Raw genomic sequence first — 15330 nt, 5'->3', positions numbered from 1 at the left:
TCCCTGGTCTACTGCATATGTCACAGCCTGCCCGATTTGATCCAGGAAATCAGTCGATACGAGAGCGCCGGCGGAGCCGTTGTTGATCTTCAGGGGGAGGATCTTGACCCCAGGCGCCAATCCGTAAGCTCCCTTGCCCCCATTGGCCTTCCCCGTTCCCGCAATGAGCCCCACCATCTGGGTACCGTGCCCATCGGCGTAGGAGCCAACCCCACCCGGGCCACCGCTGAAATCTTTACCCGGCAGGAACTGCCCCACGAGATCCGGATGGTCGAGCTTGAATCCATCATCGATGACGGCAACCGTGATGCCCTGCCCTTGGGACACCTTCCACATCTCTGCGGCATGCATGGCGTCCAGATGCCACTGATCCGCGCGAATCGAGTCGGCGGCGGATGCTGGGAGTGCGGCTGAGCCTGTCAGTACCCCCGCAACCAGGAGCGCCGCAGCAAGCCCCTGACCACGTACTCGCGACTTTGTCCGCCCCATCACAGCTCCTCGTCAGTCCCCGCCAGTAAGACCAGCGCCCCGAACAAGCCTGCCCGGCCACTGGGAAAGCCCAGTGGCCGGGCAGTCGTTGCCGTCCTACTCAACCACGTCCGGGTTGCTGTCCGGCGTACCGCTGGTCCAGGTCTCCTCGTCCTCGTGCAGGTAGTCCGCGCGGTTGCGGCGGTCACGTTCCTTCCGGTTGCCGTGACCTGCCATCCCCGGTGCCATCATGCCGTTCTGCCCGGATCGGGCGGCGCCGGCCTCGGCGGCTCCCGCTGCGGCCGCGCGGTTGCGCAGGCCGGTACCGCCGGGCGTGAACTCACCGCCGGCGGTCGGCCCCTTGCGGCCGCCGACCGTGCCACCGGTGGTCGAGGCCAGGCCCCGGCCACGCGAGCCGCCGCCCCCGCCGACGGCACCGTGACCGCCACCCATGCCCGGGTGCATGCCCATGCCGTTCATGCCGTTCTGCCCGCCGACCCGGCCGCCACCCGGTCCCGCTTCACGCGAACCGAAGACCGTCCCGGAGGGAATGCCCGGGGTGCCGCCCTTCCCGGGCGTCTGGCCGCCGAAGGGAGTGCGGGGGTTGACGCTGCCACCCTTGCCGGGCAGGTAGTCGCTGCCCCCGCCCTTGGTCTGGACCGAACCGCCGCCGGGCACGACCGGGAAGCCGGGCACGGGGCCCCCACCGGGGGTGTTGGGCCCTCCGCCCGGTCCGGTGGGACCGGTCGGGTAAGTCGGAACGGTGGTCGGTCCGCCCGTCGGCACGGGGCCGCCGCCCGGACCGGTCTGGGTCGGCGGCGCGGTCGGAATGCTGTCCAGCCCGGTGCCCGGACGGTTGACCGGGTCCGACGGGTGGGACGGCGGGGTCGAGGTACCCGGGTCCTGCGGGTTGGAAGGCAACTGGCCGCCGCTGTACGGAGGAGTCGGGGTCGTGTTGCCCCCACCGGAGGGCCCGGTGGAACCCGACCCGGGGTGGTACGGCGTCACCGAACCGCCGCCGTAGTTGCCCCCGCCGGACGACTTGGAGCCACCGCCGACGCTACCGCCACTCGTACGAGGGCTACGGAGGGAGCTGCCGTAACCACCGCTGTAGCCACCGCCTCCCGAGTATTCAGGGAGGCCACCCTTGCTGGCATCACCCCCGGGCGTCCCCGGAAGCGTCACATCCTCGGGAATCCCGTTCAGCGTCGTCGTCGCCGCGCTGTAGGCCTGGGCCAGGTTCACCACCTGGCGGCTGGCCTCTTGGTGCTCCTTCTCGACCGTCGCCTTGGCTTCCTTGTATGCGGCCTCGGTGATCCAGGCGTCACCCGCCGGTGTGTTGCTGCTCTTCATGTACTGGTCGATCGTCTGACCGACCGCGAGCTTTGCCGCCACACCAGCGGGAGTCTGCTGCCGCTCGTACCTGGCAACCAAGTCCACCGCACTCGTGGGCACCGGAGGCATCGCGACCTTGGCGGTGCTGAGTGCCTCACCGGCCTGGGTCATCGCACCACCGGCGGTCGCCGAGTGCTGCCCGATGATCGCCGCGGACTTGTACAGATTTCCGACCCAGGTCTTGAAGTTCTCAGCTGCCGGTCCTTCCCAGTGGACCTGGCCGAGGTGTCCCTGGAGAGCCGTGCTGAGCTCCGTCAGAACACGACCGGCGTCCTGAAGCTGGGCGGCCCGCTTCAACACCATGTCCGGCTGCGTCGACACGACGAACTCCCTGAGTTCGGCGTGCTCCATCCCGTGGTACTTCGATTCTCCTGCCATTACCTGCTCCCCGTCTCCCCGTAAGTCTCTCCCCGCAACGCCGTCAGAGCTTCGTGTTGTCCGTCGTTGCTGGCGAGTTGACACCCGCGCCCTGCGCGACCGCGTTCTGAGCCGCCGTGGTGTGGTCCTCGTTGGTCGAGTAGGCGCCGCCGGTCTTCGTGACCGCGGTCTGCATCGCCTCGATCTGGGCCTTGATTTCCTTGTGGAACCTCACGAGCTGCGAGTGGACCTTGCCGTACGCGGTGGTCAGGGCCACCGCCTCGGTGAACGATCCGGGGCTTCCCCCGCTGACGAAGCTCGCCTGGCTCAACTTCTGCTCTTCGAGCTTGTACGGCGCGGCCGCCGAGCCCTCCATCGCGGCGAGCAGTGCCTCGACCTTCGCCGCGAAGTTGGAGAGCGTCTGCAGCTCCACCTTGACGTCCTGCTTGCCGAACGCCGACACCAGGTCGTTGGCACTGAAGTTCGTCTGCACGGTGCTGACGACGCGGTTGATGCCGAAGCCGAAGGGGCCGAACGGGTCGCTCAGCATGAACGGCGTGTCGTCCGGGCCCGCCGGGGTGTTCGGGTCGGTGCCCGGGGTGCTCGGGTCGGGAGTCGGCGAAGGACTGGGCGAAGGATTCGGCGACGGACTCGCCGAGGAGGTCGGAGTCGGGCTCGGAGCCGGGCTCGGCGAGGGGCTCGGCGTGGAACTCGGCGCAGGGGTCCCCGACGGGCTCGGGGACGGACTCGCCGAAGGGCTCGCCGACGGAGTCGGCGTCCCCGAACTTGATGCACCATTGCCTGCCACAGCAGTTCACCTCTCCCCCGTACGGCCGGTCGCTCCCCGGCACCCGGGGGCTTCCGTGCCGCAACGCAACACACCGTCAACTTCTGGTTCGTGCAGTCGCCGTACCGTCCTGGTCGGCGAACCGCCCGCCCTGTGGGCGGTTTTCGCCTCCGTCATCGTAGCCATCACCTCTGTCGCATCGGCAGGGCCCTTGGCCCGCGCGTACGCGATCGGTACGAACTTGACACGTACAACCCGCCTTCCGGGCTGCTGGGTAGACTGATCCGGTACGCCCCATCTGCCGCGCAATGTCGCACAGCAGCGACTCCAGGCCGCAGAACGGACGTGTCCGCATGAGCTCCCCGAACGCCGTGTCCTGGTGGGCCCGCGCCGTGCGGCCCGCGCGGCCGCCGTTGCCGCTGGCGCTGATGGCTCGGGCGGCGGCGGGCATGGCGGTGCCGTTGGCGGTGGGTCTGCTGGTGCACCGGCTGGATCTGGGGGTGTTCGCCGGGCTCGGGGCGATGCACGCGACGATGAACGACCGTGCCGAGCCGTCGCGGCTGCGGGCGGCCCGGATCGGGACGGCCGTCCTCGCCTCCGCGCTGGGCATGCTGCTCGGCACCGCTCTCCAGCGCGCCGACGCCGACGGTCTCACCCTGGGCGTCGCACTGACGTTGACGGCTTTCGCTTCCGGCGCCCTGAGCGCGACGGGTCCGCGGGGGTCGGCGGCCGGGATGCTGCTGCTGGTGTCCGCCGCGCTGGGGAGCGGGATGCCGTTGCCGGGGCCGTGGTGGGCGGCGGCGCCGATGATGCTGGCCGGGGCCGGGTTCGTGGTGCTGCTCGGGTTGCCGGCGGGGGCGCCGGGTCGGCCTGCGTCGGATCCGCGCAACCGGGCGCTCGCCGCCGCGTACGACGCGCTCGGCCGGACGCTGGCCGACCTGGGCACGCCGCGGGCGGTGGCTTCGCGCCGGGTGCTGACGGCCCGCCTGAACCAGTTCCAGGATCTCCTGCCCGGAAGGGCCAGGAGGCACACCAAGGGCCCGAACCTCCCGACCGGCCTTACCGGCCCGAACGGCCCGACGGACCCGACGAGCCGCATGTACGAGGCCGCCCTCGCCGCCACCGAGGCGGCGACGGGCCTGTTGTGGGCCCGGCGCCCGGTGCCGCCGGAGGTGGCGGAGGTGCCGAACCGTCTCGCGGCGGCGGTGCGGCGCGGTGGCGGCGAGGTCGCGGTCCCCGGGTGGCGGCCGGACACGCCGGCCCGGCAGGCCCTGGACGTGGCCCTGCGGGCCGCCGCCGACACGGTGGCGGGCCGCGACGCGCAGCTCGGTACGGCGCCCGCGCCTGCGCCCGATCCCTGGCGGCTGCGGGTGCGCCTGCTGTCCGGGCCGTCGGTGCGGTACGGGCTGCGAGTGGCGCTGTGCATCGCGGTCGGCTCGGCGGTCACCGCCAACTACCCGCTCGGCAAGAGCTACTGGGTGCCGATGACGATCGCCTTCGTGCTGAAGCCGGACCTGGGGTCGGTGTTCCTGCGGGCGGTGAGCCGGTCGGTCGGCACGGTGCTCGGGGTGGCCGTCACCGCGGCGCTGCTCGTGCTGACCACCGAGGAGTGGGCGCTGGCGGTGGTCGCCGCGCTCTGCGTGGCCCTGTTGCCGTACGCCACGGCGGCGCACTACGGGCTGAACACCGTGGTGATGACGCCGATGGCGCTGGTCCTGATCCAACTCGGCGGTCAGAGCGGCGCGGCGGAGTTCCGGCCGCGGGTCCTGGACTCGGTCCTGGCCAGTGCGGTCGTCCTGCTCTTCGGGTACCTGCTGTGGCCCGAGCGGCCGCGCCACCGGATCGAGCCCCGGTTGGTGACGGCGACGACGGCGCTGCGGGCCTACCTCGACGCGGTCACCGCCGGACGCGCCGAGCGGGCGGAGGTGTGGCTGCGGCGTACCGCCTACCGGTCACTGGCGGATGCCCGCCAGGAGGTGCAGCAGGGGCTGGTCGAACCGCCGCCGACCGGCCGGCTGGCGGAGCGGTGGCTGCCGACGACGGCGGCGCTGGAGCGGCTGGGCGGCGCGGTGGCGGCGTTCGCGGCGCAGGTCCGGTACGGCGGCCGGGTGCCGGACCCGGCCGAGGTCGACCGGGTGCGCCGGGCGCTGGACGAGCTGACCGCCGCCGCCCGCGCGCACCGTCCGCCGACCACACCGACCGACCGTACGACCGCACCGGGACACGCAGCCGGTCCGAGCACGCCGCACGACACACCGCACGACACGCCGCACGACCCCACGCTCAGCGCGCTGGGCCGTGCGGCGGACGAGCTCGAAATGCTGCTGGCCGGGGGCTAGCGCGACCGCCGGCTCACACGACTCGGAACGACTCAGACCTGCTCGGCCAGCTCCAGCCAGCTCATCTCCAGCTCCTCCTTCTCGTCCCGGACCGCGCGCAGCTGCGCGTCCAGCTCCGCGACCTTGGAGAAGTCGGCGGCGTGCTCGGCGAGTTGGGCGTGCAGCTTGGACTCCTTCTCGTCCAGCTTGGCGATCTGCCGCTCCAGCTTCTGCATCTCCTTCTTGGCCGCCCGCAGGTCCCCGCCGGACAGCCCGGAAGCAGCGGTCTCGGCCACCGGGGCAGCGGCGGCGGGGGCGGGGGCGGCCTGGGCGGCCATCCGGGCCCGCCGCTCCAGGTACTCGTCCACGCCGTTCGGCAGCATCCGCATCTTCTTGTCGCCGAGCAGGGCGTGGACGACGTCCGTCGTCCGCTCGATGAAGAAGCGGTCGTGGCTGATGACGACCATCGAGCCGGGCCAGCCGTCGAGGAGGTCCTCCAGCTGGTTGAGCGTCTCGATGTCCAGGTCGTTGGTCGGCTCGTCGAGGAACAGCACGTTGGGCTCGTCCATCAGCAGCCGCAGCAGCTGGAGGCGGCGGCGCTCGCCACCGGACAGGTCGCCGAGGGGCGTCCACTGCTTGTCCTTGCCGAAGCCGAACTGCTCGCACAGCTGGCCGGCGCTCATCTCCCGGCCCTTGCCGAGGTCGACCCGCGAGCGGACCTGCTCGACGGCCTGCAGCACCCGGATCGTCGGGTCCAGCTCGGCGACCTCCTGCGACAGGTAGGCCAGCCGCACGGTCTTGCCGACCTTGATGACGCCGGACGCGGGCTGCACGTCGCCCTCGCTCGCGTATGCGTCGCGCAGGGCGCGCAGCAGCGAGGTCTTGCCGGCGCCGTTGACGCCGAGCAGGCCGATCCGGTCGCCGGGGCCGAGCTGCCAGGTGAGGTTCTCCAGGAGCAGCTTCGGGCCGGCCTTGACGGTCACGCCCTCCAGGTCGAAGACGGTCTTGCCGAGCCGCGCGTTGGCGAACTTCATCAGCTCGGACTTGTCGCGCGGGTCCGGCACGTCGGCGATCAGCGCGTTGGCCGCCTCGATGCGGTAGCGCGGCTTGGAGGTGCGGGCGGGGGCGCCGCGGCGCAGCCAGGCGAGTTCCTTGCGGGCCAGGTTCTGGCGCTTCTGCTCCTCGACGGCCTCGATCCGGGAGCGCTCGGCGCGGGCGAAGACGTAGTCGGAGTAGCCGCCCTCGTACTCGTGGACCTCGCCGTGCTGGACGTCCCACATCCGGGTGCAGACCTGGTCGAGGAACCAGCGGTCGTGGGTGACGCAGACCAGCGCGGAGCGGCGCTTCTGCAGGTGCTCGGCGAGCCAGTTGATGCCCTCGACGTCGAGGTGGTTGGTGGGCTCGTCGAGGACGATCAGGTCGGGCGAGCCGAGCAGCAGCTTGGCGAGGGCGATCCGGCGGCGCTCGCCACCGGAGAGCGGGCCGATGACGGTGTCCAGGCCGTCGGCGAAGCCGGGCAGGTCGAGGCCGCCGAAGAGGCCTTCGATGATGTCGCGGATCCGGGCGTCGCCGAGCCACTCGTGGTCGGCCCGGTCGGCGATCACCTCGTGGCGGATGGTGGCCTCGGGGTCGAGCGAGTCGTGCTGGGTGAGGACGGCCATCTGCAGCCCGCCGGAGTGGGTGATCCGACCGCTGTCGGGCTCCTCCAGCTTGGCGAGCATCCGGATCAGGGTGGTCTTGCCGTCGCCATTGCGGCCGACGACGCCGATCCGGTCGCCGTCGCTGACGCCCAGGCTGACCGCGTCCAGCAGGGTGCGGGTGCCGTAGACCTTCGTGACGGACTCGATGGTGGCGAGGTTGACGGCCACGTGTGCTGCGCTCCTGGGTTCGGCGGTCGCGGGGCGGCCCGCCGCCCCTGAATCGGGGACACCCCGATCTCCCCAGCCTAATGGGCCCGCAGCGACGGCCTCACCGCGCTGCTGCAGCGCCGACGCCTCCCCGCGCCGCCCGCCCCGTTACTCCGCGAGCAGCGCGGCCCCCGGCACCGCCCCGTTACTCCGCGAGCAGCGCGGCCCCCGGCACCGGCCCGTAGGTCGCGTGCGCCGTCCGGCAGGTGCCGGAGGCCCGCAGCGCCGCGGCGACGGCGGCGGCCGCGTCGGCGTCCTTGGCGAGGAAGGCGCAGGTCGGTCCGGAGCCGGAGACCAGTGCCCCGAGGGCGCCCGCTTCGGTGCCGGCCCGCAGGGTGTCCGCGAGCGAGGGGCGCAGCGAGAGCGCGGCGGGCTGGAGGTCGTTGACGAGCACGCCGGCCAGGGCGACGGCGTCGCCTCCGGCGAGTGCGGCGAGCAGGGCCGGGTCGGCGGCGGGGGTGGGGACGTCGGTGTCGCTGGAGCCGGTGCCGGCGTCTTCGCGGAGCCGGTCGCACTCGCGGAAGACGGCGGGGGTGGACAGGCCGCCGTCGGCGACGGCGAAGACCCAGTGGTAGGTGCCCTCGACGGCGAGCGGTTCCAGGATCTCGCCCCGGCCGCGGCCCAGCGCGACCCCTCCGAGCAGGGCGAACGGCACGTCCGACCCCAGCTCCGCGGCCAGTTCCAGCAGCGTCTCGAACGGGGTGTCCAGCTGCCACAGTGCGTCGCAGGCGACCAGCGCGGCCGCACCGTCGGCGCTGCCGCCGGCCATGCCGCCGGCCACCGGGATGGCCTTGGCGATGTGCAGGTGCACGCCCGGGTCGGCGATGCCGTGGTGGGCGGCGAGCAGCCGGGCGGCGCGGGCGGCGAGGTTGCTGTCGTCGAGCGGGACGACGGCGGCGTCCGGCCCGGAGCAGGTCAGGGTGACGCCCTCACCCGGGGTGGCGGTGACCTCGTCGCCGAGGGCGACGGCGAAGAAGACGTTGGTCAGGTCGTGGAAGCCGTCGGCGCGCAGGCCGCCGACCCCCAGCTGGACGTTGACCTTGGCCGGCACCCGTACGGTGATCACTCGCTGTCCTTGTCCTTCTGGGGCTTGTGCTCGGCGATGGCGGCGAACTGCTCCACGGTCAGCATCTCGCCGCGCAGCTTGTGGTCGATCCCGGCGGCGGCGAGCGCCTGCTCGGCCCCGGCGGCGGAGCCGGCCCAGCCGGCCAGGGCGGCGCGCAGGGTCTTGCGTCGCTGGGCGAACGCGGCGTCGACGACGGCGAAGACCTCCGCGCGGCTGGCGCTGGTCTTCGGCGGCTCGCGGCGGATCAGCGAGACCAGCCCGGAGTCGACGTTGGGGGCGGGCCAGAAGACGTTCCGCCCGATGGCGCCGGCCCGCTTCACGTCGGCGTACCAGTTGGCCTTGACCGACGGGACGCCGTACACCTTGTTGCCCGGCTTGGCGGCGAGCCGGTCGGCGACCTCGCTCTGCACCATCACCAGGGTCCGCTCGATGCTCGGGAAGGTGGCGAGCATGTGCAGCAGGACGGGCACGGCCACGTTGTACGGGAGGTTGGCGACGAGCGCGGTGGGCGCGGGCCCGGGCAGCTCGGTGACCTCCATGGCGTCGCTGAACACCAGGTCGAAGGCGTCCGCCTTGGCGGGCATCCGGGCCGCGACGGTGTCCGGGAGGTGCTGCGCCAGCACGGGATCGATCTCGACCGCGGTCACGTGCCGCGCCACGTCGAGCAGCGCGAGCGTCAGCGAGCCGAGCCCCGGCCCGACCTCCACCACCGCGTCCTGCTCGGTCACTTCGGCGGCCCGGACGATGCGCCGCACGGTGTTGCCGTCGATGACGAAGTTCTGTCCGCGCTGCTTGGTCGGCTTCACGCCGAACGCGGCCGCCAGCTCCCGGATGTCGGCGGCGCCCAGCAGGTGGCTGTCAGGGGTGGGGTCGGTGGTGCTCACGCGCCAAGGATACGGGGGCGGGCGGGGCCCGGGTTCCGGGCACCCGGGGCCCCGTGCCGCGTGTCAGTACCCGAAGGCCCGCGCCGTGTTCTCCGCGACGGCCGCCGACAGCTCGTCCTCGTGCAGCCCCAGGGTGGCGGCCATCGAGCGCACCGTGACCGGTATCAGGTACGGGGCGTTGGGCCGGCCGCGGTAGGGGTGCGGGGTGAGGAAGGGGGCGTCGGTCTCGACCAGGATCCGGTCGAGCGGGGTGGCGAGCAGCGCGTCCCGCAGCGGCTGGTTGGCCTTGAAGGTGACCGGCCCCGCGAAGGACAGGTACCAGCCGTGCTCGGCGCAGGTCTTGGCCATCTCGGCGTCGCCGGAGTAGCAGTGGAAGACGGTCCGCTCCGGGGCGCCTTCGGCCAGCAGGACGGCGATGACGTCCTCGTGGGCGTCCCGGTCGTGGATGACCAGGGCCTTGCCGTGCCGCTTGGCCATCTCGATGTGGCGGCGGAACGACTCCTTCTGGATCTCCACGCCCTCCGGCCCGGTGCGGAAGTAGTCGAGCCCGGTCTCGCCGACCGCCAGCACCTGCGGCAGGGCGGCGAGCCGGTCGATCTCGGCGAGCGCCTCGTCCAGGGCGGCGGCGCCGCCGGCCTTGCGCTGCTGGCCGGACCAGCCGTCCGCGTCGCCGAGGAAGATCCGCGGCGCCTCGTTCGGGTGCAGGGCGACGGCCGCGTGTACCTGCTCGTACTGGGCCGCCAGCTCGGCGGCCCAGCGCGAACCGGGCACGTCGCAGCCCACCTGGACCACTGTGGTGACCCCGACGGAGGCGGCGCGGGCCAGGCCTTCGGCCGGGGTGCCGGACTGCATGTCGAGGTGGGTGTGCGAGTCGGCCACCGCCACTGCCAGGGGTTCCGGCAGCGGCGGCGGGGTCGACCGGTCGTCGTCCTTGGCGGCCATGTCAGGCGGCCGGCTTCTCTTCGAGGCGCGGGAAGAGGATCTCGCCCTTGGTGACGGTGGCGCCGGCGGGCAGCCGGCCCCAGTCGGCCACGGTGGCGATGGTCTGCGCGGACAGCGCGCCCAGCCCGGCGGCGTCGGCGCCGAGCGAGGCCCACAGCTTCTCGGCGGTGGACGGCATCACCGGGTTGAGCAGGACGGCGGTGGCGCGCAGCGACTCGGCGGCGGTGTAGAGGATGGTCGCGAGGCGCGCCCGGCCCTCCTCCGAGTCGTCCTTGGCGACCTTCCAGGGCTCCTGCTCGGTGATGTAGCCGTTGACCTGCTTGACGAACTCGAAGATCGCCGCCAGGCCGCCGGCGAAGTCCAGCTCCTCGCCGATCTTCCGGTCGGCTGTCTCGACGGCCTTGGCCAGCCCGTCCGCGACGGCCTGCTCGGCGTCACCGGGCGCGGTGGCGGCGGGCAGCGCCCCGTCGAAGTACTTGCCGACCATCGCGGCGACCCGGGAGGCCAGGTTGCCGAAGTCGTTGGCGAGCTCGGAGGTGTAGCGGGCTGTGAAGTCCTCCCAGGAGAACGAGCCGTCCGTGCCGAACGGGATCGCCCGCAGGAAGTAGTAGCGGTACGCGTCCACGCCGAAGTGCGAGGTCAGGTCGGTGGGCGCGATGCCGGTCAGGTTGGACTTCGACATCTTCTCGCCGCCGACCATCAGCCAGCCGTTGGCCACGACGCGCTTGGGCAGCGGCAGGCCGGCCGCCATCAGCATGGCGGGCCAGATGACGGCGTGGAAGCGGAGGATGTCCTTGCCGACCAGGTGGACGGAGGCCGGCCACAGCTCGGCGAAGCGCTCCGGGTCGCTGCCGTAGCCGGCCGCGGTGATGTAGTTCTGCAGCGCGTCGACCCACACGTAGAGGACGTGCTTCTCGTCCCAGGGCAGCGGCACGCCCCAGTTGAAGGTGGAGCGGGAGATCGAGAGGTCCTGCAGGCCCTGCTCGACGAACCGCAGCACCTCGTTGCGGGCGGACTCGGGGGCGATGAAGCCGGGGTTCGCGGCGTAGAACTCCAGCAGCTTCTCGCCGTAGGCCGACAGCCGGAAGAAGTAGTTCTCCTCCTCCAGCCACTCCACCGGCTTCTTGTGGATCGGGCAGAGCTTCTCGTCCGCGGTGGCCCCGTCGAGCAGCTCGTTGGGGAGCTTGTACTCCTCGCAGCCGACGCAGTACGGGCCGGAGTAGCCGCCCTTGTAGATCTCGCCCTTGTCGTACAGGTCCTGGACGAACTCCTGCACGCGGTCGGTGTGGCGCTGCTGGGTGGTGCGGATGAAGTCGTCGTTGGCGATCTCCAGGTGCTCCCAGAGCGGCTTCCAGGCCTCCTCGACCAGCTTGTCGCACCACTCCTGCGGGCTGACGCCGTTCGCCTCGGCGGTCCGCATGATCTTCTGACCGTGCTCGTCGGTGCCGGTCAGGTACCACACCTTCTCGCCGCGCTGGCGGTGCCAGCGGGTGAGGACGTCGCCCGCCACGGTGGTGTACGCGTGGCCCAGGTGCGGGCGATCGTTGACGTAGTAGATCGGGGTGGAAACGTAGTACGCCGGGGCGCTCGTCCCGGTGGTGCTGTGGTCTGCAGTGGCCGCCATGGTCGGAAAGCTTAGTCGGGCGGGCGGACCGCCCTCGACCGAGTTCCGTCCCGGTCGGGGGCGGTCCGTCCCTGCCCTGCGGCGTCAGCCCAGGAGCCGTGCCCAGAACCGGGCCCAGCGTCCGCGCGGCTTGGCGGGCTCGGGCGCCGGGGGCGGCCCGGCCGGCTCGGCGTGCGCCGGGTAGCCCGGGGAGTGGTGCCAGAGCTGGTCGGCGGAGGCCACCCGGCCCTCGCGCATGATCCGGACGGTGTGGCCACCGCACCCGGGGCAGGTCGGCTTGAGGAGCGGGGACGGCACCCGGACACCGTTGGCGTGGTACTCGAACACGACGTGCCCGTCCTTGGCCGCGTGGTGCTCGATGTCGTACGCCTGCTCCCATCCGTACCCGCAGCGCAGGCACGCGAAGGAGTAGGCCTCCCGTACGGTCTCGACGGGAGTGTGCCCGCGGCCGGCCAGGCCCGCGGTGCTCAGGGGGCTACCGATCGTCTCGCTCATAGCCGTCTCCCAGCGCCCGCCGGGCGCTCGCCCGGCTGGGTCTTTCCTTCCCAGGAAATGCCCGGACCACCTCGGCCGACGCCCCACTTGTGAAGACTTGGATGCGGGTTGGGGAGCCCTATACGAAGGGCCTCCCCGGGACCGAAAACCGCGACCGAAACTTCAGCTCCACGGGCGTTTACCGGGGCCTTCCCTCCAAGGTACGACTACCCGTGCGCAACGCAACCCCCGGATTTCACCCCTTTTTCAGGCCCGGGTCCAGCCCCTCCTTCTTGGCCGCCACGACGGCGTCGAACACCTCGCGCTTGGGCAGCGAGAGCTCGACCGCGACCGCCGCGATGGCCTCCTTGCGCCGCTCCCCCGCCTCCTCGCGCACGGCCACCAGCCGGGCCAGCTCGGCCGGGGTCAGCTCCTGCGGCGCGGCCGGCGGGGCGCCGGCGACGACGACGGTGATCTCGCCCTTGACGCCGTCGGCCGCCCAGGCCGCCAGCTCGCCGATCGGCCCGCGCTTGACCTCCTCGTAGGTCTTGGTGAGCTCCCGGCAGACGGCGGCCGGGCGTTCCGGCCCGAAAGCCTCGGCCATCGCGGCCAGCGCCTCGGCGATGCGGTGCGGCGCCTCGAAGAAGACCATGGTGCGCGGCTCGGCGGCGATCGAGGCGAGCTGCCGGGCCCGGTCGCCGGTCTTGCGCGGGAGGAAGCCCTCGAAGGTGAAGCGGTCGACCGGCAGGCCGGACAGCGCGAGCGCGGTGAGCACCGCGGACGGTCCGGGCACCGCGGTGACCTTCACGTCCGCCTCGACGGCCGCGGCGACCAGCCGGTAGCCGGGGTCGGAGACCGAGGGCATGCCGGCGTCGGTGACCAGCAGCACCCGGGCACCGCCCGTCAGCGCCTCGACGAGTTCGGGGGTGCGACCGACCTCGTTGCCCTCGAAGTAGGAGACGACCCGGCCGGCCGGGGTCACCCCGAGCGCCTGGGTGAGCCGGCGCAGCCGGCGGGTGTCCTCGGCCGCGATGACGTCCGCCGTGGCCAGTTCGTGGACCAGTCGGGGCGGGGCGTCCGAGACGTCGCCGATGGGGGTGCCTGCGAGAACCAAAACTCCTGTCACGTCCCCCATCCTTCCAGCTGCCGCCGCGCGGGGCTTTTGGTGATGATTCGGGCAGCTTCCGAGGGAGCGGACGCCCGTGCGAAGAGCGCGCCTACGATGTGGCGGATGAACGGCGACACGGCGGCCCAGACGTCCACCGGTACGGACCACTCCGCGTGGGGCGGCGTCGGCCTGCCGTCCCCGCGCCCGGCGGAGTCCGTCGCCGCCCCCGCGGCGCCGACCTGGCGCGAGCGGCTGGCCGGCCACGGCTACCGCGCCCGCCCGACGGTGCCACTGGCCGAGCGCCTGGTGCCGCCGATGCCGGACGGCCCCGGTGTGACCCCGCGCGACGTGCCGCAGTCACCGCTGCTGCTGCGGCTCGGCATCTCGCTGCCGCAGGGCCTCTGGTACTTCCTGTGCCGCTGGTCCGGCTGGCTGGGCCCGATCGCGGTGGCGGTGTTCGCCGGGCTCCTGCGGTTCACCGACCTGGGCCGGCCGAACGCGATCATCTTCGACGAGACGTACTACGCCAAGGACGCGTACGCGCTCTGGCAGGGCGGCTACGAGATCAGCTGGCCCGAGGACGCCAACACGACGATCATGACGCCGGGCGCGGCCGTCCCGTACCGGGAGACGGCCTCGTACGTGGTGCACCCGCCGGTGGGCAAGTGGATCATCGGCTTCGGCGAGCAGCTGTTCGGCATGAACCCCTTCGGCTGGCGCTTCGCGGTGGCCCTGCTCGGCACCCTGTCGGTGCTGATGCTGGCCCGGATCGCCCGCCGGATGTTCCGCTCGACCCTGCTGGGCTGCGTGGCCGGCCTGCTGCTCTCGGTGGACGGCCTGCACCTGGTCCTCAGCCGGGCCGCCCTGCTCGACCTGGTGGTGATGTTCTGGATCGTCGCCGCCTTCGGCTTCCTGCTGCTGGACCGCGACCGGACCAGGGGCGTGCTGGCCGGGAAGCTGGGCGGGGTCGAGAACGCCGGGCTCGCCCAGCGGGTGAACCTGGGCTGGCGCCCGTACCGGATCGCGGCCGGCGTCTGCATCGGCCTGACCTGCGCCACCAAGTGGAGCGGCCTGTACGTGATGGCGGCCTTCGGCCTGATGAGCGTGCTCTGGGACGTCGGCGCCCGCCGCCTGGCCGGCGCCCCGCACCCGTTCCGGGCGGTGCTCGCCCGGGACGTGGTGCCGGCCTTCTTCTCGGTCGTCGTGGTCTCGCTGTCGGTCTACGTCGCGTCCTGGTGGGGCTGGTTCGCCAGCAGCAACGCCCCGGGGAAGGGCGGCTGGGGCCGGGACTGGGCGGTCGGTCGCTCCACGGACTTCCCGTGGATACCCGAGGGCCTGCGCGCCCTGTGGCACTACCACTCGACGGTCTACGAGTTCCACACCCACCTGAGCGACCCGCACACCTACCAGTCCAACCCCTGGTCCTGGCTGGTGCTGGGCCGGCCGGTCTCCTTCTACTACGAGTCCGCCAAGCAGGGCCAGGCCGGCTGCACCGTCGCCGACTGCGCCCGCGAGGTGCTGGGAATCGGCACCCCGCTGCTGTGGTGGACGGCCCTGGTGGCCCTGGTCTACTGCCTGTGGCGCTGGGCGTTCCGGCGGGACTGGCGGGCCGGCGCGCTGCTGTGCGGCCTGGCCGCGGGCTACCTGCCGTGGTTCGCCTACCAGCAGCGGACGATCTTCCTCTTCTACGCGGTGGTCTTCGTCCCGTTCCTGGTGCTCGCGGTGACGATGCTGGTCGGCGCCCTGATCGGCCCGCCCGGCGCCTCCCGGGACCGCCGGATCGTCGGCTCCGCGACGGCCGGCCTGCTGGTGCTGCTGATCGTCTGGAACTTCCTGTTCTTCTACCCGCTCTTCACCGGCCAGACCATCCCGCTGGACGACTGGCGCCGCCGGATGTGGTTCAACAGCTGGATCTGAGCACCGGGCCTGGGCCCGCCCCCCCCGCCGCCCCCCGCCGGCGCCGGGCCGGGGGGGGGCGGGGGGGGCCGGCGGGCGGGCGC

General features: G+C 72.5%; 12 protein-coding genes. 2 read left to right on the top strand and 10 right to left on the bottom strand.

What is annotated here, in order from left to right; translation table 11 throughout:
- From ACIGG8_RS33870 to ACIGG8_RS33860, 3 genes are all read right to left on the bottom strand, one after another.
- A partial coding sequence (locus ACIGG8_RS33870; RefSeq protein ID WP_396552473.1) for a S8 family serine peptidase occupies positions 1-351 on the bottom strand: 351 nt, incomplete at its 3' end.
- A gap of 234 nt (positions 352-585) precedes the next feature.
- A complete protein-coding gene (locus tag ACIGG8_RS33865; RefSeq protein ID WP_396552472.1) occupies positions 586-2325 on the bottom strand; it encodes a WXG100 family type VII secretion target in 1740 nt (579 codons plus the stop codon).
- Positions 2285-2770 (bottom strand): hypothetical protein, encoded by a 486-nt coding sequence (locus ACIGG8_RS33860; RefSeq protein WP_396552471.1) that lies wholly within the window; start codon positions 2768-2770, stop codon positions 2285-2287. The genes ACIGG8_RS33865 and ACIGG8_RS33860 overlap by 41 nt, the downstream gene beginning before the upstream one ends.
- Before the next feature lie 590 nt (positions 2771-3360).
- Here ACIGG8_RS33860 and ACIGG8_RS33855 point away from each other — a divergent pair.
- Entirely contained in the window at positions 3361-5346 is a 1986-nt protein-coding gene (locus ACIGG8_RS33855) for an FUSC family protein (RefSeq protein ID WP_396552470.1), read from the top strand.
- Between the two features lie 32 nt (positions 5347-5378).
- Here the strand turns inward: ACIGG8_RS33855 and ACIGG8_RS33850 are convergent, their stop codons facing one another.
- The 7 genes from ACIGG8_RS33850 to rsmI all read right to left on the bottom strand — a co-directional run bounded on the left by ACIGG8_RS33850 (position 5379) and on the right by rsmI (position 13348).
- The gene (locus ACIGG8_RS33850) at positions 5379-7193 is read right to left on the bottom strand and encodes an ABC-F family ATP-binding cassette domain-containing protein (protein ID WP_396552469.1); all 1815 of its coding nucleotides are present in this window, start codon (positions 7191-7193) and stop codon (positions 5379-5381) included.
- A gap of 184 nt (positions 7194-7377) precedes the next feature.
- A complete protein-coding gene (locus ACIGG8_RS33845) occupies positions 7378-8298 on the bottom strand; it encodes a 4-(cytidine 5'-diphospho)-2-C-methyl-D-erythritol kinase (protein ID WP_396552468.1) in 921 nt (306 codons plus the stop codon).
- The gene (gene rsmA, locus ACIGG8_RS33840) at positions 8295-9182 is read right to left on the bottom strand and encodes a 16S rRNA (adenine(1518)-N(6)/adenine(1519)-N(6))-dimethyltransferase RsmA (RefSeq protein WP_350525983.1); all 888 of its coding nucleotides are present in this window, start codon (positions 9180-9182) and stop codon (positions 8295-8297) included. The genes ACIGG8_RS33845 and rsmA overlap by 4 nt, the downstream gene beginning before the upstream one ends.
- 63 nt (positions 9183-9245) lie before the next feature.
- Positions 9246-10124: a TatD family hydrolase gene (locus tag ACIGG8_RS33835; protein ID WP_350525982.1), complete on the bottom strand. Its 879-nt coding sequence runs from the start codon at positions 10122-10124 to the stop codon at positions 9246-9248.
- Position 10125: 1 nt separating this feature from the next.
- Positions 10126-11748, bottom strand: a complete 1623-nt coding sequence (metG, locus tag ACIGG8_RS33830) for a methionine--tRNA ligase (RefSeq protein ID WP_350525981.1) — start codon at positions 11746-11748, stop codon at positions 10126-10128.
- Positions 11749-11832: 84 nt separating this feature from the next.
- Positions 11833-12243: a hypothetical protein gene (locus ACIGG8_RS33825; RefSeq protein WP_396552467.1), complete on the bottom strand. Its 411-nt coding sequence runs from the start codon at positions 12241-12243 to the stop codon at positions 11833-11835.
- 235 nt (positions 12244-12478) lie between these two features.
- Positions 12479-13348 (bottom strand): 16S rRNA (cytidine(1402)-2'-O)-methyltransferase, encoded by an 870-nt coding sequence (gene rsmI, locus ACIGG8_RS33820; protein WP_350525979.1) that lies wholly within the window; start codon positions 13346-13348, stop codon positions 12479-12481.
- A 96-nt stretch (positions 13349-13444) separates the two neighbouring features.
- Between rsmI and ACIGG8_RS33815 the strand changes: the two genes are divergently transcribed.
- Positions 13445-15247, top strand: coding sequence for a dolichyl-phosphate-mannose--protein mannosyltransferase (locus tag ACIGG8_RS33815; RefSeq protein WP_396552466.1), 1803 nt, complete (start codon positions 13445-13447; stop codon positions 15245-15247).
- Positions 15248-15330: the final 83 nt, after the last annotated feature.

Origin of the sequence: Kitasatospora sp. NPDC085464, assembly GCF_044541955.1 — a bacterium.
Classification (GTDB): domain Bacteria; phylum Actinomycetota; class Actinomycetes; order Streptomycetales; family Streptomycetaceae; genus Kitasatospora.
Note: the sequence above shows the minus strand (reverse complement) of the source record. Positions and strands in the feature narration are given on the sequence as shown.

Coding starts and splice junctions, on each gene's coding strand:
- ACIGG8_RS33835 (WP_350525982.1), bottom strand. CDS start 10,124: ATGGCCGCCAAGGACGACGACCGGTCGACCCCGCCGCCGCTGCCGGAA.
- ACIGG8_RS33860 (WP_396552471.1), bottom strand. CDS start 2,770: ATGCTGAGCGACCCGTTCGGCCCCTTCGGCTTCGGCATCAACCGCGTC.
- ACIGG8_RS33855 (WP_396552470.1), top strand. CDS start 3,361: ATGAGCTCCCCGAACGCCGTGTCCTGGTGGGCCCGCGCCGTGCGGCCC.
- ACIGG8_RS33825 (WP_396552467.1), bottom strand. CDS start 12,243: ATGAGCGAGACGATCGGTAGCCCCCTGAGCACCGCGGGCCTGGCCGGC.
- metG (WP_350525981.1), bottom strand. CDS start 11,748: ATGGCGGCCACTGCAGACCACAGCACCACCGGGACGAGCGCCCCGGCG.
- ACIGG8_RS33815 (WP_396552466.1), top strand. CDS start 13,445: ATGTGGCGGATGAACGGCGACACGGCGGCCCAGACGTCCACCGGTACG.